General features: G+C 43.7%; 18 protein-coding genes. 9 read left to right on the forward strand and 9 right to left on the reverse strand.

Annotation, left to right across the window (positions count from 1 at the left end; all coding sequences use genetic code 11):
* Nucleotides 1–118: 118 nt before the first annotated feature.
* The 4 genes from F8C76_RS05900 to F8C76_RS05915 form a co-directional block, all read right to left on the reverse strand.
* On the reverse strand, nt 119–1,549 hold the full coding sequence (locus F8C76_RS05900) for a TolC family protein (protein WP_170283985.1): 1,431 nt from the start codon (nt 1,547–1,549) through the stop codon (nt 119–121).
* Complete coding sequence (locus F8C76_RS05905; protein WP_152130859.1) at nt 1,536–4,805, reverse strand: efflux RND transporter permease subunit; 3,270 nt, start codon at nt 4,803–4,805, stop codon at nt 1,536–1,538. Before F8C76_RS05905 ends, F8C76_RS05900 begins: the two co-directional genes overlap by 14 nt.
* A gap of 24 nt (nt 4,806–4,829) precedes the next feature.
* A complete protein-coding gene (locus F8C76_RS05910; RefSeq protein WP_152130860.1) occupies nt 4,830–5,912 on the reverse strand; it encodes an efflux RND transporter periplasmic adaptor subunit in 1,083 nt (360 codons plus the stop codon).
* Nucleotides 5,913–6,059: 147 nt separating this feature from the next.
* Entirely contained in the window at nt 6,060–6,458 is a 399-nt protein-coding gene (locus F8C76_RS05915; protein WP_152130861.1) for a hypothetical protein, read from the reverse strand.
* Nucleotides 6,459–6,819: 361 nt separating this feature from the next.
* Between F8C76_RS05915 and F8C76_RS05920 the strand changes: the two genes are divergently transcribed.
* Nucleotides 6,820–7,260, forward strand: coding sequence for a carboxymuconolactone decarboxylase family protein (locus F8C76_RS05920; RefSeq protein ID WP_152130862.1), 441 nt, complete (start codon nt 6,820–6,822; stop codon nt 7,258–7,260).
* Nucleotides 7,261–7,323: 63 nt separating this feature from the next.
* Here F8C76_RS05920 and carB read toward each other — a convergent pair whose 3' ends face one another.
* The gene (gene carB / locus F8C76_RS05925; RefSeq protein ID WP_152130863.1) at nt 7,324–10,176 is read right to left on the reverse strand and encodes a carbamoyl-phosphate synthase large subunit; all 2,853 of its coding nucleotides are present in this window, start codon (nt 10,174–10,176) and stop codon (nt 7,324–7,326) included.
* Between the two features lie 92 nt (nt 10,177–10,268).
* Nucleotides 10,269–10,427, reverse strand: a complete 159-nt coding sequence (rpmH, locus tag F8C76_RS05930) for a 50S ribosomal protein L34 (protein WP_082433296.1) — start codon at nt 10,425–10,427, stop codon at nt 10,269–10,271.
* Nucleotides 10,428–10,594: 167 nt separating this feature from the next.
* On the opposite strand from rpmH, the gene F8C76_RS05935 reads away from it, so the two are divergent.
* From F8C76_RS05935 to F8C76_RS05950, 4 genes are all read left to right on the forward strand, one after another.
* Nucleotides 10,595–11,110, forward strand: coding sequence for a DUF2892 domain-containing protein (locus F8C76_RS05935; RefSeq protein ID WP_152130864.1), 516 nt, complete (start codon nt 10,595–10,597; stop codon nt 11,108–11,110).
* Between the two features lie 152 nt (nt 11,111–11,262).
* Nucleotides 11,263–11,679 carry an RDD family protein gene (locus F8C76_RS05940; protein ID WP_152130865.1) on the forward strand — a complete coding sequence of 139 codons (417 nt, stop codon included), beginning with the start codon at nt 11,263–11,265 and terminating at the stop codon, nt 11,677–11,679.
* A 309-nt stretch (nt 11,680–11,988) separates the two neighbouring features.
* Complete coding sequence (locus tag F8C76_RS05945; RefSeq protein ID WP_152130866.1) at nt 11,989–12,558, forward strand: hypothetical protein; 570 nt, start codon at nt 11,989–11,991, stop codon at nt 12,556–12,558.
* Nucleotides 12,559–12,907: 349 nt separating this feature from the next.
* Nucleotides 12,908–13,456 carry a hypothetical protein gene (locus F8C76_RS05950; RefSeq protein ID WP_152130867.1) on the forward strand — a complete coding sequence of 183 codons (549 nt, stop codon included), beginning with the start codon at nt 12,908–12,910 and terminating at the stop codon, nt 13,454–13,456.
* Between the two features lie 85 nt (nt 13,457–13,541).
* Here F8C76_RS05950 and F8C76_RS05955 read toward each other — a convergent pair whose 3' ends face one another.
* Entirely contained in the window at nt 13,542–14,516 is a 975-nt protein-coding gene (locus F8C76_RS05955) for a lytic transglycosylase domain-containing protein (RefSeq protein ID WP_152130868.1), read from the reverse strand.
* Nucleotides 14,517–14,562: 46 nt separating this feature from the next.
* Entirely contained in the window at nt 14,563–15,225 is a 663-nt protein-coding gene (locus F8C76_RS05960; protein ID WP_152130869.1) for an alpha/beta hydrolase, read from the reverse strand.
* Between the two features lie 160 nt (nt 15,226–15,385).
* Between F8C76_RS05960 and F8C76_RS05965 the strand changes: the two genes are divergently transcribed.
* Nucleotides 15,386–15,679, forward strand: a complete 294-nt coding sequence (locus F8C76_RS05965; protein ID WP_129652708.1) for a GNAT family N-acetyltransferase — start codon at nt 15,386–15,388, stop codon at nt 15,677–15,679.
* A gap of 49 nt (nt 15,680–15,728) precedes the next feature.
* Here the strand turns inward: F8C76_RS05965 and mtaB are convergent, their stop codons facing one another.
* Nucleotides 15,729–17,057, reverse strand: coding sequence for a tRNA (N(6)-L-threonylcarbamoyladenosine(37)-C(2))-methylthiotransferase MtaB (mtaB, locus tag F8C76_RS05970; RefSeq protein ID WP_152130870.1), 1,329 nt, complete (start codon nt 17,055–17,057; stop codon nt 15,729–15,731).
* Nucleotides 17,058–17,466: 409 nt separating this feature from the next.
* Between mtaB and F8C76_RS05975 the strand changes: the two genes are divergently transcribed.
* From F8C76_RS05975 to F8C76_RS05985, 3 genes are all read left to right on the forward strand, one after another.
* Nucleotides 17,467–18,585: a hypothetical protein gene (locus F8C76_RS05975; protein WP_152130871.1), complete on the forward strand. Its 1,119-nt coding sequence runs from the start codon at nt 17,467–17,469 to the stop codon at nt 18,583–18,585.
* 177 nt (nt 18,586–18,762) lie between these two features.
* Nucleotides 18,763–19,155: a hypothetical protein gene (locus tag F8C76_RS05980; RefSeq protein ID WP_211372119.1), complete on the forward strand. Its 393-nt coding sequence runs from the start codon at nt 18,763–18,765 to the stop codon at nt 19,153–19,155.
* 89 nt (nt 19,156–19,244) lie between these two features.
* Entirely contained in the window at nt 19,245–21,293 is a 2,049-nt protein-coding gene (locus F8C76_RS05985) for an amidohydrolase family protein (RefSeq protein ID WP_152130872.1), read from the forward strand.
* The last annotated feature ends 52 nt before the right edge of the window (nt 21,294–21,345 follow it).

Below are 21,345 nucleotides of genomic sequence, written 5' to 3' on the forward strand. Positions count from 1 at the left end.
AGTTAGGTTACCCAAGAGTATAATTAATTAAAACCCCCATTTACAAATGTAAATGGGGGTTCGCTTTGAGAAACCAATAGCGCATTACGTAGGCACAACAACTATTGATTTGGGGTTTTTAATTCCAGCCACCCCCCAAGGCACGATACATATGTACCTGGGCCAGCATCTGGTCCTTTTTGGTCTCCACCAGCTCCATCTTGGACTCCAAGGCTTCGCGCTGCGCCAACAATACCTCTATATATTCCACCCGTGCGGATTGGAAAAGGCGTGTAGACAACTCAATGGATTCCGTGAGGGCCTGTACTTGACCGTCTTTTAATTCATAACTCTTTTTCAGGTTGTCGATGTTGGACAACTGATTGGCCACTTCGATGTAGGCATTCAAAATGGCCTTTTCGTATTCAAAAACCGCTTGCAACTGTCGGTCCGTGGCGTTCTTATACTCCGCTTTTATGGCATTTCGGTTGATCAAGGGAGCTACCATATCGCCCATGACCGAATACAACACGGATTCTGGGGTGGTGGTAAGGTATTTGGTGTTGAACGCCTGCAATCCCAAGCCGGCCTTGATGGTAAACTGGGGATAGAAATTAGCCTTGGCCGCTTTGGTGTCCAACTTGGCAGCTGCCAACTCAAACTCCGCCCGTCGTACATCAGGCCTATTCTGCAACAATTGTGATGGAATCCCGGCATAAATGCTATCAATGGAGGTATCGATAAAGTTGTCAGACTCCCTTTGAATATGTTGCGGAGTTCGTCCCAACAAGAAATTGAGTTTATTCTCCGTTTCCACGATTTCTTGCTGGATCTCGTACTTATGGCTTTGATTTTTCAGCACCTCTGCCTGAAAACGACGAACTCCCAGCTCGGTGGCCCTTGCAGCCTGCTTTTGGAGCTTAACCATTTTTAGGGCATTCTGCTGAATCTCGAGGTTCTGCTGAATGATGGCCAACGCATTGTCCAACGCCATCAGCTCATAGTACGAATCGGCAATTTCCGAAACCAACTGGGTTACCATAAAATTCTTGCCCTCCACACTGGACAGGTATTCAAACACGGCTGCCTTTTTCTCATTGCGCAGCTTCTTCCACACATCCAGTTCCCATGTGGCAAAAGCACCGACCTTATAATCCGTCAAAGGTTCTGGGAACTCCTCCCCTTCCTTGACCTCAAGGTTTTTCTCAACGGCACCATTTCGGGTATATTCGCCCACTTTTTCCACTTCGGCTCCTGCCAAAAGGTTCACAAAGGGCAAATACTCCCCTTTTTTGGCCTGAATTCCGTTCTTGGCCATATCCACCTGCTGGAAAATAATATTCAACTCTTGGTTGTTCACCAAGGCCGTATCAATCAAGGCCACAAGGTTGGGGTCTTTAAAGAACTCCTTCCATTGTACCGCTCCTGTATTCACGGTATCTGTGGATTGGCTTTGATATTGCTCGGGCACTGTCCTGTTTTCATCCCGGATTTCACGGGTGGGCACACAGGCGTAAAAGGCCGCTGCTGCCAGCACAGCGACCCCGTATAATTTCCTATTCCGTATCATTGTCTCCTTTTTTCTTGTTGTTACCATTTCTTGTCGCCATCTTTTTCAATAGCTTATTGATTTCACGGAGTCTGGCCCTAACCTTGCTCTCTCCCTCACTGGTCCTGAACAATTCTTCAGAAATAGGTTCATGATGTTCGTCCTTGATAAGACTCTTACCTTCCGCCATTTTGGCAAAAAGGTAGTACAGTCCTGGAATCAACAATACGCCGAACAAGGTTCCAATGAGCATTCCACCCAAGGCGGAACCACCAATGGTCCGGTTTCCAATGGCTCCTGCCCCAGTGGCCACTACCAACGGGATCAAACCTGCAATAAAGGCAAAAGAGGTCATCAAAATGGGTCGGAACCGTTGTTTGGAACCTTCAATCGCCGCAGCAAGGATCGTAGCTCCCTGACGGTGCTTCTGCACGGCAAATTCCACAATCAATACGGCATTTTTACCCAACAGTCCCACCAGCATGATCATCCCGATCTGGGCATACACATCATTGGACAGCCCCATGACCTTGAGCAATAAGAATGAACCAAACACCCCAACAGGCAGGGAAAGTATCACCGCCAAGGGCAGTAAGAAGCTTTCATACTGGGCGGCCAAAACCAAATACACGAATATCAATACCACGATAAAAATGTAGATGGATTCATTACCACGCTGTGCCTCATCATAGGAAAGACCTTCCCAGGCAATATCATAGCCCCGAGGGAGGGTCTGCTCCGCCACTTCCTGAATGGCCTTGATGGCATCCCCACTGGTATACCCCGCTGCCGGTAATCCACGAATGGCCGCAGAATTGTAGAGGTTGTATCGGGTAATCTCGTTGGGGCCCAGCTTTTTTTCCATGGTCATAAAAGCCGAGTAAGGAACCATTTCCCCTTCTTCATTTTTGACATAGAATTTCTCCAAATCCGAAGGCATGCCCCGATACTCCGGCGCCGCTTGGGTATATACCTTAAAGAAACGCCCAAAGCGGATAAAGCCTTGCTCATAGGTACTCCCGATCAGGATATTGAGATTTTCCATCGCTTTTCCAATGGAAACACCCTTTTGCATGGCCACTTTGTTATTGATCTTCAACTCGTACTGAGGATAATTGGCCGCAAAGAAGGTAAACAAACCTGTCAACTCCTTGCGTTCCCGAAGGGATTCCATAAACGCATTGTTGATACGCTCAAACTCATGGTAATCCGTACCATTGGTTTTGTCCAACAATCGCATGGAGAATCCGCCGGAGGAACCAAAGCCTGGGACGGCGGGGGGCTCAAAGTATTCAATGACCGCCCCTAGGTCTTTGGTTTCTTCTTCCAGCTCTTCCATGATCTCGTGTACGGAATGTTCTCGTTGCGACCATGGTTTAAGGTTGATGAGACAGGTACCGGCATTGGATCCCCGACCTTCGGTCATAATCTCATATCCAGCCAAAGAGGATACGGATTCCACTCCTTCAGTCTCTTCACAAATTTTCATAAGCTTACGAGCCACCTCATTGGTACGCTCCAAAGTTGCCCCGGGAGGCGTTTGGATAATGGCGTAGATCATCCCTTGGTCCTCATTGGGAATAAACCCTGCAGGCAATACCTGATTGGTAAGGAAAATACCGGCACAGAACGCCAATAAGGTCCCAAAAGTGACCACTCTTCGGTTTACGATCTTGGTCAAGAAGCCCACATATTTTCCTGTAAGCTTTTCAAACTTTCCATTGAACCAATCGATGAATCGGTTTACGGGTGATTTTCTTCTGGGCTGACCATGGGTGTTTTTCAACATCATGGCACAGAGTACCGGAGTCAGTGTCAAGGCCACAATGGCTGAAATGACAATGGAACCTGCCATGGTAATGGAAAACTGGCGATAGAATACCCCTACTGGTCCGGTCATAAAGGAAATTGGGATAAACACCGAGGTCATTACCAAGGTAATGGCAATAATAGCGCCTCCAATTTCACCCAACACTTCATAGGAGGCTTTGTAGGGAGTAAGGTTCTCTTCGTGCATTTTCACGTGCACCGCCTCCACCACAACAATGGCGTTGTCCACCACAATACCAATGGCCAATACCAGTGCGAACAGGGTGATCAGATTGATGGACAGACCAAAAAGCTGCATCACAAAGAAGGCACCGATAAGGGAAACAGGTACCGCAATTATCGGTATCAAGGTAGATCGCCAATCCCCCAAGAAGAGGAACACCACAATGGCCACCAGGATGAAGGCATCCCGAAGTGTGTGAAGTACCTGATCAATGGATGCATCCAAGAAGTTGGATACGTCGTAACTGATCTTGTAATCGATGCCCGGAGGCATTTCAGCTTCCAATTCATCCAGTTTTTCCTTAACGGATTTGATCACATCGCTACCGTTACTTCCAAAGGTTTGTTTCAATACAATGGACGCTGAAGGCTTTCCATCCAAGTTGGAATAGATATCGAAGAATTCACTTCCGAGTTCCACACTGGCCACATCACCCAACTTGAGCAACTCTCCTTCTTCATTGGCTTTGATGATGATGTCCTCGTACTGCTCAGGTTCGCTGTACCGGTCTTGGTACACCAAAACATACTCCAAGGACTGCGCCTTTTTACCGGAACTTCTTCCCAAACGCCCGGGACGGGCCAAAATACTTTGGTCTTCCATGGCTTCTAGAACTTCTTCTGCTGAAATGTTGTACGCCCTCATACGATCTGGCTTCAACCAAACCCGCATGGCATATTTACGGCTACCCAAAATCTGCGCACTGGCAATCCCGTTGATCCGCTGGATCTCTGGAATCATCTTGGTGTAGGCATAGTTATAGAGGAACTTCTCATCATTGTTCTTGGAATCACTGTACAGGTTCACGTACATCAGCATACTGGGCTGTACCGGGGTGATGATGACCCCTTCACGCTGTACCAACTCGGGCAAGAGGGGCATTACTTGGTCTACCCGGGTCTTTACCCGAACCACAGCTTGGTTGGGGTCGGTGCCCGGTTCAAAGATCACACGCAATGTACCTTCGCCCGCACTGGTGGCATCGGAAGCAATATACCGCATTCCCTGTACCCCATTGATGGAGGTTTCCAAAGGAATCAAGGTCGATTTTACCAACACATCGGCACTTGACCCCGGATAGGCAATAAAGATATTGACCGTGGTCGGTGCAATTTGGGGAAACTGCGATATGGGCAGTTGTTTTATGGCTAGTAGCCCCGTAAACACAATGATCACGGAGATCACTATGGCCAAAACGGGCCTATGAATAAATTTTTTGAACATCTTATTGAAAGATTTTGGGTTCTACTACTCAGTGTACAGGTCTAGCTTGGAAAGGATTTCCTCCGGCTTTTCAAAATCGTAATGGATTTTCTCACCGCTACGAACCATTCGTATGCCTTCCAACAAGACTTTGTCATTTTCCGAAATTCCGCTTTCCACCACAAAAAGATGGGGCAACTCGGCACCTACTGTAATCTCACGTTGCTGCACTTTATCCTCCTTGTCCAAAACGAAAACATACTTTTTGTCCAATACCTCAAAAGTGGCCTTCTGGGGAATGAGCATGGCATTCTGCAAGGGAACCTTCATTAAGATGCTACCGGTCTCCCCGTGACGAAGTATTCCATCGGGATTGGGGAAAGTGGCCCTAAAGGCGATGTTTCCCGTTTCGTGGTTAAATTCCCCTTCTATGGTTTCCACGATACCGGATTGACTAAATTTCTTGTTGTTGGCCATCAAAAGGTCCACCGCTTGTTTGTTATCCTTGTTGGCGCTGGTGATATAATCCAAATATTCGGCCTCAGGAACATTGAAATAGACCCACATTTTACTGTTGTCTGATAGAGTGGTCAAGAGTTCGCCTTCATCCAGAAGGCTACCTTCCCTTGCTTCAAGGTGGTCCATGATCCCATCAAAAGGGGCGCGGACATTGGTAAAGCCCAAATGGGTTTCCGCCAGGGTCACCTCCGCTTTGGCTTTATCGTATTCCGCTTTGGCCATGGCCAATTCGTTTTCGGACACCACATTGCTGTCCGACAACAATTTGGTGTTCTGGTATTCAATTTTGGCCACTTCTGCTTCCGCCTTGGCCTTTTGAAGGTCTGCTTGATAAACGTTGGGCATGATGTGGAACATCTGCTGTCCTTTCTTTACATGCTGCCCTTCATCCACATAGATATGTTGGAGGTACCCTTTTTCAAGTGCCCTCAATTCAATATGGCGAATGGAATGAATTTGACAAACGTAGTCTTTGGTGATGGATGTGTCCATACGAATGGGACTGCTGACCAGATACTTGGTTTCGTCCTTTTTTTCATGTTTTTTGGACTCGCAGCTTGCATGGAACAGCAATACAAACATGCCAATGAAGATGGAAATTCTCCTCATAATGTTTACAGGTTTAAAAAATTGGTTTAATTGATTGTAGGGAAGTCCAAATCCAGTTTACCATGGACCTACCCCATTGTGTTGAAATTATTTCAAAGGATGGAAAGCGGTCTCATATTCCACAAGACCTACTAAAAGCTAAAAATTCTAAATTCGGAATACTTGAAACCGTATATGCCGCTTTTGGGTTGCGGTACTGAAATTAGGTTCCAAATGTCTTGGATTGGTCTCAAGTTGACCAAAGGTCTGCTCAGAGAGCGAGCCATTAAAAAAGGCAGTCAAATAACTGCCAAACCGAATATCAACGTTATAGGAAGCCCCGTTCTCGTCGCGTTCTTCCTGTTCCTCCACATCGGTGATCTCCACGAAAAGATTCTTCTCGGCCCCATTTAGAGGGATGGCAACGGTAGAATTATCGATGTGTTGATAGTCAATGATACAGGCACTTTCCGAAGTGTCTTGCGCCTCTGCATAGACATGGTTCATGAATCCTCCCAAGAGAAGGATACATATGGGAACCAAATATTGCGCTAGTGCCTTTTTCATTTGGGGAACAAAACTATGTCACGCAAACAACACGCACAAATAGTCATTGTTAATATTGGTTAAAATCGATAAACCGTCTACTTTTTTTGTCAAAAATTTTGTAAACGGCCCTGAAAAATCAATTCTCCATAAGAGCTCATGATAGTATTTTCCAAAATAGCTGAAAACCATGCAATTGTTTCCCAATACTTCAATACAAAAACTTTGAATTACCGAAATGAAAATTCAAAACGGCATGGGTAGCTCTGAACCATCATAGGGTTTTGAGTGGGCCAGCACTGGAAAACATTCTTAAACCCGCTTAAGTTTTTTGGTCTTTGGGTTGGATACCTTAGCCGTATAATCCAAAAGCAAAACACCAATGGAGCAACGAATTCAAATTGACGAAACCGAACCTTTGGCCTATAAAGCCATGTTTGGTTTGGAAACATACCTAAAACAAGGAAGATTGAGCACATTGCACTATGAACTGATCAAAATAAGGGCATCCCAACTCAATGGTTGTGCCTTTTGCATCAACATGCACACCCAAGCGGCCCTAAAAATGGGAGAAAATCCAAAAAGGTTATTTCTCTTGGATGCTTGGTGGGACACCGATCTATTCAGTGAGGAAGAAAAAGTCATCCTAAAAATGACCGAGGAAATTACCATGGTCCATGACCAAGGACTTACCCAAGAAACCTATGAAAAAGCCATAGCCCGATTTGATGCCCGCTATATTTCCCAGATCATTATGGCCATTGTTACCATAAATGCATGGAACCGAATTGCCATAAGTACCCAAAAACCCTTGGAAAACTGAGTTGATCACCCCAAACAAAAAAAGGCCCTAAATGGGCCTTTTACTATACTATTCGTGAGCTATCTACTTGCTCAAATACATTTTACGACGAGAATATAGGTTGTAAAACTCATCATCTTTTAAGCTATCAATAAACAGTATGCTTTCTCCCGTACTCTTCATTTCAGGCCCAAGATTTTTGTTTACGTTCGGGAACTTGTTAAAGGAGAAAACCGGCTGTTTAATGGCGTATCCATCCAATTTAGGGTTAAACTCGAAGTCTTTCACCTTCTTTTCCTTCAACATCACCTTGGTAGCGTAATTCACATAAGGTTCCCCATACGCTTTTGCTATGAAGGGAACTGTTCTGGATGCCCTTGGGTTGGCCTCAATGATGTATACTATGTCATCCTTGACAGCAAACTGGATATTGATCAATCCCACCGTATTCAGCGCCAACGCAATCTTTTTGGTATGGTCCTTTATCTGTTGCATTACAAATTCCCCTAAGTTAAAAGGAGGCAATGTGGCATTGGAATCTCCGGAGTGGATACCACAGGGCTCTATATGTTCCATGATCCCGATGATATAGACATCCTCCCCATCACAAATGGCATCGGCCTCTGCTTCTATAGCCCCATCCAAATAGTGGTCCAAAAGGAGTTTGTTGTTGGGAATGCTTCGCAGCAAATCCACAACATGGGCCTCCAATTCTTCTTTATTGATGACGATCTTCATTCCCTGTCCTCCCAAAACATAAGAAGGTCTTACCAAAAGTGGAAAGTTCAATTGATCGGCAAGGGCCAAGGCCTCATCGGCTGTTTCCGCTACCCCGAATTTTGGGTAAGGAATATCGTTGTTCTTCAACAAGGTGGAAAAACTGCCCCTGTCTTCGGCCAAATCCAAGGATTCAAAGCTTGTACCTATAATGTTGATTCCGTATTTGTCCAACTTTTCGGCAAGCTTCAATGCAGTCTGCCCACCCAACTGAACAATGACCCCTTCGGGCTTTTCATGTAGGATGATGTCATAAATATGCTCCCAAAAAACAGGCTCAAAGTACAGCTTGTCCGCCGTATCAAAATCCGTGGATACCGTTTCCGGATTACAGTTGATCATGATAGTTTCATAACCGCATTCGGCTGCGGCCAAAACTCCGTGCACACAACAATAATCAAACTCGATTCCCTGTCCGATCCTGTTGGGACCGGAACCAAGCACCACAATCTTCTTTTTATCGGTCACCTCGCTGTCATTGGCCACATAACGTTGGCCGTCAGCAGTTTCGATCTCTTCCTCAAAGGTGGAGTAATAATACGGTGTAACGGCCTTGAACTCAGCCGCGCAGGTATCCACCAATTTGTACACCCGATTGATGTTCAAATCCATCCGCTTGCTGTGCACTTCACTTTCCCAACAATCCAACATGTGGGCAATCTGTCTATCGGCAAAACCTTTCTGCTTCGCTTCCAACAATAGTGCTTTGGGCAGGCTTTCTATGGTGTACTTTGATATTTCCATCTCCAAGTAGTGCAATTCCTCATATTGTTTCAGGAACCACATATCTATCTTGGTGATTTCGTGGATACGCTTCAACGGGATTCCAAGCTGGATGGCATCGTAAATCACGAAAACCCTGTCCCAACTGGGCACCCTCAATTTCTCCATTATAGTTTCGTAATCCTTGTTCCCTTTGCCATCAGCTCCCAATCCATTTCTTTTGATTTCCAAAGATTGTGTAGCCTTGTGCAGGGCTTCCTGGAAGGAACGTCCAATACCCATTACTTCCCCTACGGACTTCATTTGAAGCCCCAAGGTTCTGTCGGAACCTTCAAACTTATCAAAGTTCCATCTTGGGATCTTTACGATCACATAATCCAGTGTAGGTTCAAACAAGGCCGATGTGGACTTGGTAATCTGGTTGTCCAATTCATCCAAGGTATATCCAATGGCCAATTTGGCTGCAATTTTTGCAATCGGATAACCTGTGGCCTTAGAGGCCAAAGCAGATGATCGGGAAACCCTAGGGTTGATCTCAATGGCAATGATATCTTCTTTTTCGTCCGGACTTACGGCAAACTGCACGTTACATCCCCCTGCAAAATCCCCAATACTGCGCATCATATGGATGGCCATATCCCGCATACGTTGGAAGGTTCTGTCTGATAACGTCATCGCCGGAGCAACGGTAATGGAATCCCCGGTATGGATACCCATGGGGTCCATATTTTCGATGGTACAGATGATCACCACGTTGTCGTTTTTGTCCCGAAGCAACTCCAATTCGTATTCTTTCCAACCCATCAAGGCCTTATCGATCATTACCTCGTGGATAGGCGATACTTCCAGACCGTGGCTCAACATATCGTCAAAATCCTCCGGGTCATATACAATACCTGCCCCAGCCCCTCCAAGGGTAAAGGAGGCCCGTATCACCAAGGGGAAGCCAAATTCCTGTGCAATTTCCTTTCCTTTTAGGAAAGAGGTGGCCGATGCTTGTGGAGGCATACCCACACCTATTTTCAACATCAACTCCCTGAACTTCTCACGATCTTCGGTAATGTTGATGGCGTCAATGTCCACACCAATGATCTCCACACCAAAGTCTTCCCAAATGCCTTTTTCATCGGCCTCAATACATAAATTCAGAGCTGTTTGTCCTCCCATAGTAGGTAGAACCGCATCTATATTGGGGTGGTTCTTTAAAATCTCGACAATCGATTTTGTGGTAAGGGGTTTCAGGTATACATGATCCGCCATGGAAGGGTCCGTCATGATAGTGGCGGGGTTACTGTTGATCAAAACAGTTTCTATCCCATCCTCACGTAGTGACCTAAGGGCTTGGGAACCAGAATAATCAAACTCACATGCCTGGCCGATGATGATAGGGCCAGAACCGATAATCAAAATGGATTTTAAATCTTTTCTCTTTGGCATTCTAAAAAGTGTTACTCGTTTTTGGTTTCAAGTCAAAAAAAAGGTGTTACCTAGAAAAGTAACACCTTTAATTTAAATCTAAAATACTATCATTATTTTTTATGTCTTGGCTCAGAGGAAACCGTTAACTTCTTTCTTCCCTTGGCTCTTCTTCTCGCAAGAACTTTTCTACCATTGGCAGTCGCCATGCGCTCCCTAAAACCATGCTTGTTTCTTCTCTTCCTTTTTGACGGCTGATACGTTCTTTTCATTTCGGAACTCTTTTAATGGATTGTGTTGTGGAAAGATTGTCTTCCCGAAAAATTCTGGGCGCAAATATACGAAGACTTTTTACTTTGACAAGTCCTGAACAAAAATATTTAATTTAGTTTTTACTACTTTTGCCACCTCTTTTAATCCAAAGAAAATCAACTGGAATATGTTCAACAAAAATCTTAAGCTCGTTATAGCCGGTCTCATTATAGCCTATGCCGTATACCAATTTGTGGAAGGAAACATTGGCAATGGCATTTCATTGATCCTGCTCTCCTTGGTATTCATCTTTCTGTACTTTAGGAACGAGTTTATCCTTTTGGCCTTCTTGCGCATGCGCAAACAGGATTTGGAAGGCACCCAAAAGTGGTTGGACAAGATCAAAAACCCCGAAGCGGCCTTGATCAAGAAGCAGCAGGGATACTTTAACTACCTGCATGGGATCATCTTTTCGCAAAAGAACCTTACCCAGGCCGAAAAATACTTTAAAAAGGCCCTAAAACTAGGGTTGACCATGGATTATGATGTGGCCATGGCCAAATTGAGCCTGGCGGGCATTGCCATGCAAAAGCGCAGAAAGCGTGAGGCCACCCAATTGTTGCAGGAAGCCAAAAAGTTGGACAAGAACAACATGCTTACCGAGCAGATCAAGATGATGCAACAGCAGATGAAGAAGATCTAAGGGTTCTCCACTTCTTTATTTTACTTTCTTTTTTTCGTTGGGATGGGCCATCCGTCAATCCAAATGGGGTATTGGTCAATTCATTCCGATTTTATTCTTGAATAAGTCATTTCTTCATTCCTCAGTAGGAGTGAATAAAAACTTATTTTAAAATGAAAATACCCCACTCAAATGTTTCCAATTCAATACAAATTGTAGAAGCTTCCAAGAAAAAAAGATTTTTCAATTATCTGATCGATACAATATTTTGTTTTCTATTGGCATTTGTCATTCAGGAAACACAAAAGTTGTATATAAACATATACATCTCCAAAGAATTGATTCTTATTTTTACTTCTGCCGGATATTATATATTAATGGAGTTTTTTTTAGGAAAAACAGTGGGAAAACATTTCACTAAAACAAGAGTCGTTGATTTATCTGGTAAGAATATTGACTTTAGGACTTCAATGGTCAGATACTTTTGTAGGTGGATACCTTTTGAAACATTTTCACTTGTCTTGGGTGGGAATGCAAAAGCTTGGCATGATGTAATTTCGAAGACCTTAGTGGTAGAAGATAAAATTTAATCATGTTTTCCATTGGAATCAACTAAACTTACCTTATCCAACAATAGGTAAGCATTATTCATTTTTCCATTTCATAATTTTCGCCCCACTATAACATGTACTCCCCCCTCAACCGAAACAGCCTTACCATCCATGCCTTATTTGGTATTCTTCCCTATACCTTTTCCCTTTTTATGCCCATCCGTCAATCCAAATGGGGTATTGGTCAATTGCCCGTGGCAAATTATTCAAAGAAATTATTACTTCACTTATGGTCATTATAATTCATAAAAAATAAACTGAATTGTATCTTACATTACAAACTATAAAATGAGAAGGATTTTCTATATCTCTCTCTCCGCAGCATTTTTATTGACTTCCTGTAAAAACATTTCACAATCATCAATTGAATCAGGCAAGAAAATTCAGGCTGTTGAACAAGCAGAAGATAAATTTTTTTATATAGAATTTGTTAATCTGGATAGTACAAATATATATAGGAACTCTATCGATCTGGTAAAAAAAGAACTTTTAAATAATGGCTATATCGTTGACAAAGAAAACAATAACGATTGGCAAGGAATTCGAAAAATTGATAAATCCGAGCATATAATACTTGATGAAATTAGTGAATATCACCCAAATATTCATCGGTTTATCAATTTCTCCGAGCATGATTCAAATAATGGAGATATTGAAAAAATTGTAATTAATATTAATAAACCTATAAATGATACTATCCCGAATTTTAACTATTGTTCTTACAAGAAGCTAGGGCACGAAGATTGGCAGTCAGTTTTTAATCCTGGAAACTTCAGGTATAGAGAAAGTAATGCATTTAATGAATCCGAATTAGCCAATTGGATGATTAAAACTATTGTATTACTGACATTTAAATAAAAAGCTTGTAAAAATGAATGCATAAATGGTATTAAAACGACCGTACACTAAACGATAAGTGAACCCTTAAAATCCCGTACATAGCTATCTCCCCACACTCCCCACGCGATAATAGCCTTTGTTTGGGGTTCCAATTCCCAAAACACCAAGGTTCTTTGGTTGGAATTTGGGGCTTCATATTTGTCCAAGTGGCCATCCGTCAATTCAAATGGGATGTTCGTCAATTACTAATGGGATTTTAAATCCACAAAGCTAACTTCACTTATTGTTAGACACACATCATAGAAAACAGATTCATATACTTCTAGTTGATGGAAATTGAAATAATAATTATTAAGTCATTGTCAATATGGGATGGTTTGATATAACCCTAGTTATATTAGAAAAAGCTCAAAATCGAGATTCGTTTCTTTCTTCATTCAACAAACGTTTAATGTCAATAGATGTAAAACTGGATATAGAAGATGGCGAGTTTATTTGCTATAATGATACCCGGTCAGGTGATGAAAAGGAAATTACAGACTTGTATAATGGAATGAAAACAGAAGATGTTTTGAGGTTATTATCTCAATGGCCGGGATTGGGAATATTAAGTTACAGGCACCCAAGCTTTTCCCATTATGTCACTATTAATTACTTAACTTGGGACGACAATCTCATTAATGGTTTTTCGATTGGTTTTAATGGTAAAGAAGTTTGCTTAGATCCTAAAAAAAAACAGAGTGAATTATTAATAAATAAGATAAGTCAATTTGTGGATTACAGATTTGTTGTTGGAAATATTTATAATGTTATCGATACCAGTAACAGACTATCAAGAATCGTGAAATACATTGAAAAAACAACTTTTGAATTCGATAAACGAAAAAATACCACTAACACGATGAAAAAGCATTAAAAACGACTTTACATTAACCGATAAGTCAACTTCTGAAAAATTGGCATTAAACCCAGGAAAGATGGGTAAAATCCAATACTTTAATTCACCTCCCTACACTTCCCACCCGGTAATAGCCTTTATTGGGGATTTCAATGGTGTACTTTTTGCGTGAAGCGTTGTTCAAATGGGGCTCGCGCAACCAAGGGTTATGGCGTTTCAGCACCTTGTAGTTGATCTCGTAAAGCTCGGCAAAATCGGCCCAACTGGCCACGGCGGTATCCACCTCAACGGTAAAGGTGGGGACTTTTTCGTACATGTCCTCCTCGTCCAATTGGAAACCATATTTATCACGGTTGGAGATAATCTCCTTGATGGCCAAAATACGGAACACATAGCGTCCGGTCTCCTGGCCCAATAGCAAATCGTAGTAATCATTCACCTGTTGGATGCCCATATATTTTTGGATGCCTCCGGGTCCCGCATTATAGGCCGCTGCGGTCAAGGTCCACGTACCAAAACGGTCTTTCCATTTTTTCAGGTACTCACAGGCCACTTGGGTGGCTTTTTCCACATGGTACCGCTCATCCACGTTATCGTTCACCTCCAGACCGTATTCCCTGCCTGTGGCTTTCATAATCTGCCAAAAACCGGTGGCACCCGCCGGGGAGACCACATTCTCCAAGCCACTTTCGGCCACGGCCAAGTACTTAAAATCGTCCGGGATGCCATTCTTTTTAAGAATGGGCTCAATGATCGGGAAGTATTTATTGGCCCGTTTCATGATCAAAAGGGCATTGGACTGCCAATAGGTGTTCACCAAAAACTCACGGTCCACACGCTCCATGATCTCTGGGTCTTCCTGCGGAACAGGCTCGCCCGCAAAATTCAAATCCTTTGGAATCTCTATGGCACTGATCTGATAGGTATCGGCCACATTCTTGTCCAAATCCTTAACCTCATTGGGAGGTGTCCCCTTCTTTTCAATCGTGTCCACTGAATCGGTCTGAACTGCAAATATGAGCGTACTCACCACTGCCACCAAACCAATAATCGCCAATATATTTTTAATCTGTTTCATACCAATATTCTATAAAATTTACAGTAAAGATACTATAAGAACGGCCTTATTCTAAAATAATTGGGGGGAGATTTTCATTGAACCACTTGGCCCGGTGGATGATCATGGTATGGGTTCCGTTCTTTACCGTGATGCAATTTTTGATATTGACAATGGGAAAAACCGCGTCCTTTTCACCATGGATATGCACCAAATTTTGGGGCGGTCGGGTTTGGTCCCAGTTCACGATATGATCTATGGACCAATCTATATAGGTCTTGTCCCTAACCGAAAGGTATTTTTTGTAGAGGTCCAAACGCTTTGTGGCCGTTTCCCCAAAGGCGTACTTGGCCAAAAGCTCCACATTGTTCACCAATCCCGTAGGCAAAAGCTTGTGGACTTTGGTATACTTGGCAAAAATCATCCGTTTGGGCAGTTCATCCTTGGTTTTTACCGTGGATACTACAATCACCTTTCGGGTCTGGATATGGCGTGCCATTTCCTGTACCAACATCCCTCCAAAGGATACTCCAAGTAGAACAGGGTTATCATGTGCAATCTTGCCGCACATCTTCACGGCATAGGCTTCAAAGTCCATACCCTTATCCGGAACAAACCATTCCAGGGTATGCGTCACGAAGGTATCAGTAGGGAGTTTTAGGCCATCAAATATAGATGGGTTGGCAGCCATTCCCGGCATGAGGTAGATATGGATGGGATTGTCGGGCATTTCGCACCAAATATCGATAAGGGTTAGGAAATTAGCAATTTTTTGAGTAATTTTGTACCCCTTTTGTAATGAACCTCACGTGACATAATGCTTTTTCTAAAGGGATAGTCAATTACCGCTTTGGTAATTTAGGTCAAGTCAATTTTAAAAACAATACTATATGACTGAAATTGAAATCAATGACAATAGCTTCTTGCGCCAGTTTGAGACCAAAGTGGATGGCATTTTAGCTAAAATTGAGTACTCTTCACAGGAGCGTAAAGTATTTTTGACCAAGTTGGTGATTCCTGAAGGGATTACCCAAGATGGTTTTAAAGAAGCCTTTATCAAGGCCGTTCTGCACCACATTCAGGAGCAGAATCTGAGAGTAGTTCCCACCAGCCCGCACATTGCAGGTTTTTTACGGAAAAACAGACAGTACAAAGAGATGTTGCCCGTAGGGATTCGCATCTGACCAAACCAGTATGAAAACATTAAAAACCTCTCGCTTTTGAGAGGTTTTTTTATGCCGTTACGGCATGGGGAACAAATTCAAATCGCACCAGGCCGTCCTCATCTATTTGGGTAAGCTCCACTTGGTGCAAGGTGTTCACCAATTCAGGATTCCAAGGCGCCTTGACCTTTACGTAGTTTTCGGTAAATCCGTGAATATATCCGGATTTATTCTCCCCCTCAAACAAAACAGTGCGTACCGTACCCAACTGGCTTTCGTAGAATGCCCTCCTTTTTTTTACCGATAACCCCCGAAGCATCTTACTTCGCTTGCTCCTCACTTTTTGGGGCACCACATGGTCCATTTCCGCCGCCAGGGTATTGTCCCTTTCCGAATAAGTGAACACGTGCAAATAGGAAATATCCAATTCGTTCAGGAAATGATAGGTTTCCAGAAAATGTTCATCCGTCTCCCCTGGAAATCCAACAATTACATCCACCCCAATACAGGCATGGGGCATGGTCTCCTTAATGCGTTTCACCCGGTCCACATAAAGATTGGACAGGTATCTGCGGCGCATCAGTTTTAAGATTTCATCGCTTCCGCTTTGCAGGGGAATATGAAAATGGGGGACGAACGTATCGCTTTGGGACACAAAATCAATCGTCTCGTTCTTCAATAGGTTGGGCTCAATGGAAGAAATGCGCAAACGATGAATCCCATCAATGGTATCCAAGGCCTTCACCAAATCCAAAAAGGTATGCTCGTGCTTTTTATTGCCGAATTCCCCCTTGCCATAATCCCCGATGTTGACCCCGGTCAGAACAATCTCCTTGATATCCTTTGAGGCAATTTCGCGGGCATTGTGTAGCACATTTTCTAAAGTGTCGCTCCGCGATATACCCCTTGCCAAGGGAATGGTGCAATACGTGCATTTGTAGTCGCATCCGTCCTGTACCTTTAAAAAGGCTCGGGTACGGTCGCCAATGGCATAACTGCCCACATAAAAATCCGCATCCGCTATCTCGCAGGAGTGCACCTCTCCCCTATCATTTTTGGAAAGATCGTTCAAGTAATCGGTGATCTTGAACTTTTCCGTGGCCCCCAACACCAAATCCACACCATCCACAGCGGCCAACTCTTCGGGTTTCAACTGGGCATAGCATCCCACGGCGGCCACAAAGGCATCGGGATTGCTCTTCTGGGCCTGCTTTACAATGGTTTTGAACCGCTTATCCGCATTCTCGGTCACCGAGCAGGTATTGATCACATAGATGTCCGCTTCCTCGGAAAAATCCACACGCTTAAAATCCTCTTTTTCAAAACTCCGGGCGATTGTGGAAGTCTCGGAAAAGTTGAGCTTGCAGCCCAAGGTGTAAAAAGCGACTTTTTTGTTCATTACCAAGCCTTTAATTAAGGGATGCAAAGATAGTGATTTGTTGGAAGTTGAACCATGGAGGCCAAGGACCAAAAAATATTGGATTCCATATGGTGCCCAACCACTTCAGGTGAATCCGTGCAACCATGGTACAGATGCACGTCCTGCATCTAAAAATCTTGAATCATCAACTATGGTCTTGCTTAGAAAACAAATAGGTTTTCCAGCAAAATATCACTAGCACATTGGGAGTTAGTAATTTATTTTATAAGTTTGGCTTATCGAATATTATTCTTTCGGTAGCGCACAGCATATCCCCTTTACATACGTTTCACAAGCATCGTGTTCAAGACATAGGAAATTTCCATGGTCTTGATTGAGGCTTGAGTCTGCCCTATGAGGGCTTTAAAAATCATAAAACTGAAACAGCATGAAAAAGGTTTTAAAGTATGTGTTGATTGGTCTCGGCTCTTTTTTGTTGATACTGGCAGCCAATTTTTTCATTGTGAAAAAATTAAATCAAAAGGCCATGGAAATGGCCAATTTCCATCCAAACGAAGATTTGACTGCAATCCCTTATCTGGTGCCTTCCCGATTTCTGGATGGGGAACGCTTTTTTGCCAAAATCCCTACTATTGGTGGGGACACGATTTTAGGCTTTTGTGATACCGGTGGCGGACTATCAATGTTGATGCCTGCCAAGAAAGATAATCCTGCAGTAAAACCATTGGTGAAAACTGGAATATTAAAAGGTTTCATGCCCGTTGACTATATTCTGTTCAAGGACATGGTTCCAGATTTACACTTCCCAAAACCCTCTCCTATGCCAAATTTTGTACTGCGAAAACCTTTTGCACAAATCAAGCAACCCTATTTAGTAATACCACCGGAAAACGAAGAACTAGGAATGATTACAGAAAAAATGCCTCAAATGGGAGCATTTTTGGGACAAAACTTTTTTGTGGGCAAATCTTGGACCTTCGATTATATCACCCAAAAAATTTGGCTTAACACACCTCTCAAAAAAAGTGAGTCCAACAACCCGAATGTCCAGTCCTTGGGATTCAAGAAGAACAGTAAGCATGTTTCTGTTTACGGACACCCAAGCATGACCATTGAAGTTGCAGGTGGATCCATCGACGTCTTGTTTGATACTGGAGCCTCATTTGTGCTTTCAGAAGATGGGCAACGCTTGTTCAACACGTCAAAAGAAACCCTTGGAGGTTCATTCATTGCTGCCTCCATATTTGAAGAGTGGAAGGAAAAGCACCCAGATTGGAAAATCTATCCAAAGTCCGATCTGTCAAGAGATATCATAGAAGTCCCTTCCATTACCATAGGCGAATATACGGTTGGGCCCGTACTATTTGCCAAACGTCCGGACGAAAATTGGTCAGAAGGGATGATCCGTTCAATGGACAAAGTGGTCAAAGGCGCTATTGGAGGTTCTGCACTCCAATATTTTAAAGTAACCATAGATTATAATGCAGAACTGATTAGGTTTGAACGCCAATCCTCCTCATTTGGAACAATACCAACATCTAACTAAAACACAAGTATCCCATAAACAATCACTTACCATTAAAATACATAACCGCTAAAGTTGCAACTCTCTTTGTTCATTATCAAGCCTTTAATTAAAGGGTGCAGGACCAGTGATTTGTTTTTTCGCTACCTTTAAGCACACCATCAAAGAATCCCATGCAACCTTGTAACCGGTGACCCAGTGAACATTTTCTTGAAATACTTCTTGGCATGGTTTCCCATGTTGATTTTGGCCATTCTGAACGGAACTCTCAGGGAATTTGTATTTAAAAAGTATTTTGATGAACTGGCCGCCCATCAATTGTCCACGGTTACACTCCTTATCCTATTTGCCGCCAGCATGGCCTTCATGGTGAAAACGTTTCCGCCAGAATCCTCAACACAGGCCCTTTGGCTTGGTCTCTTTTGGATGGTGCTCACCCTTATTTTTGAGTTTGGCTTTGGCAGGTTACGAGGAAATTCCTGGGAAACACTGTTACATGATTATTACATCTGGAAAGGACGTATATGGGTCCTGATTCCCATCGCCTTGGCCATAGGACCCTATCTTTTTTATCGTCTTTTTAAAAATTGATTTATTCAACCACTTTGCTTTTAATTCTTTACAAACATATCATTCCATAAAAATCCATACCTTAAACCCAATACTAAAAATCAACCTGTATGAAATTCCGTTTGCTGTTCTTGGGCCTTTCTGTTCTGGCCACCTATTCCTGTAAAAAAGAGGCCTCACCCGCTTCCTTGACCCATTTTCAAGGTGATGAAACCTACACTGTCATTGTTGGCGAAAACAAGGTAGGATATCTCAAGACCCACATTTTGGGAGATACCATTCATATTGATTATGACTATAAAAACAATGGAAGGGGACCAACCATGAAAGAAACCATCGTGCTCAACGCAGATGGCTTCCCGGTTCACTGGAACATTACCGGAAACACCACTTTTGGAAATGCTGTTGATGAGGAATACAATCTAGAAGGTCAAAATGCCTCATGGACCGATGCCACAGGCTCAGGGAGTGCAACTACAGAGACCCCAAAACTATATGTGAACCAATTTGGAAGTCCGTATGGGGATGCTTTGACAGCCCGGGTACTGCTCCAGGCCCCAGAAAATACATTGGAGGTACTTCCAGCAGGTCAACTGACCTTGCAGGAGATGGAAACCTTAAGTGTTCCCAACCCTTCAGGTGAAGGCGAATTGGCCTTGACCTCCTATGCCCTATCCGGCGCAGGGTTGGACCCTTCCTATTTTATATTGGATGATGCACAACGTTTCTTTGCCTACATCACCCCTAGATACATTGCCATCCGGGAAGGATATGAGGCCGTGGAAAAAGATATGCGGGAACTCTCCGAAAACTATTCCGCCGATCGGTACGAAAACATACAAAAAGAGTTTGCCCACAAGTATGATGGAAAAGTACGCATACGCAATGTCCGCATTTTTGACCCCGAAGCTTTGGCCCTGACCGAACCGGTTTCTGTGGTGGTTGATGGCGAAAAAATCTCCGCCATTGAGGCGCCTGATGCCCAAGGCAGTGAGGGTGAGGTTGAAATTGAGGGCAACGGAGGCACCTTGGTGCCCGGCCTTTTTGAAATGCACGCCCATACCGGCGACGACGATGCCCTGTTGAATGTTTTGGCCGGGGTCACTTCGTTCAGGGATATGGGGAACGATACCGAAGTCCTGAGCAACCTTATTGAAAAAATAGAATCCGGAGTGCTGGCCGGGCCAAGGGTTACCCGTCTCGGTTTTATTGAAGGAAAAAGCCCCTACAACAGTAACAATGGTATTTTGGTGGAAAGCAAGGAAGAAGCCTTGGCCGCCGTGGACACCTATGACAGCTTGGGCTTTTATGGGATAAAACTATACAATAGCATGAATGGGGATTGGGCTCCTGAAATCGTCAAAAAGGCGCATGACAAAGGTATGTTCGTTACGGGACACGTACCTGCCTTCTCCAACGCCAATGCCATGCTAAGAGCAGGTTTTGATGAAATGACCCACATTAACCAAACCATGCTGGGTTGGGTATTGGAGCCGGATGAGGACACCCGTACCCTATTGCGTCTCACCGCCATGAAACGCTTCCCCGAGTTGGATTTGAACAGTCCAAAGGTACAGGAAACCCTGGACCTTTTTGTGGCCAACAATACCGCCATAGATCCCACCTTGGCCATCCACGAATTGTTGATGCTGTCCCGAAACGGCGAGATTTCTCCCGGCACCAAGGATTTTATAGACCATTTGCCCCCCAATGAACAACGTGGCTTTAAAGTCGCCATGGCTCAGATTGCCGATGAAGAAGAAGACAAAGCCTATCGGGAGGCCTATCAAAAAATCGTGGAGACCATTACCCTTATGAAGAAGAAGGGCATTTTTATAGTCCCTGGGACCGATTTGGGCGGTGCATTCTTCCTGCACCGCGAACTGGAGCTCTATCAACAATTGGGCTACACTCCTGCTGAATTGCTGAAACTGGCATCCTACGACATGGCCCAATACCTCGGAAAGGACCATCTGGGCAGTATAGCACCCGGGAAACTGGCCGATTTCTTTTTGGTGCCCGGTAATCCCGCAGAAAACATCAAGGATATCAAGACCATTTCATTGGTATCCAAAGGAGGTACGTTTTACTATCCCACAGAAGTGTATCCCGCTTTTGGGATACGGCCTTTTACGGAAAAACCGGGAGTCAAGGAATAAATAACATAGCCCAATTTTCTTCCTTTCATCCAAAATTTTATTGGTATTATAG

Origin of the sequence: Flagellimonas olearia (genome assembly GCF_009184425.1) — a bacterium.
GTDB lineage: Bacteria > Bacteroidota > Bacteroidia > Flavobacteriales > Flavobacteriaceae > Flagellimonas > Flagellimonas olearia.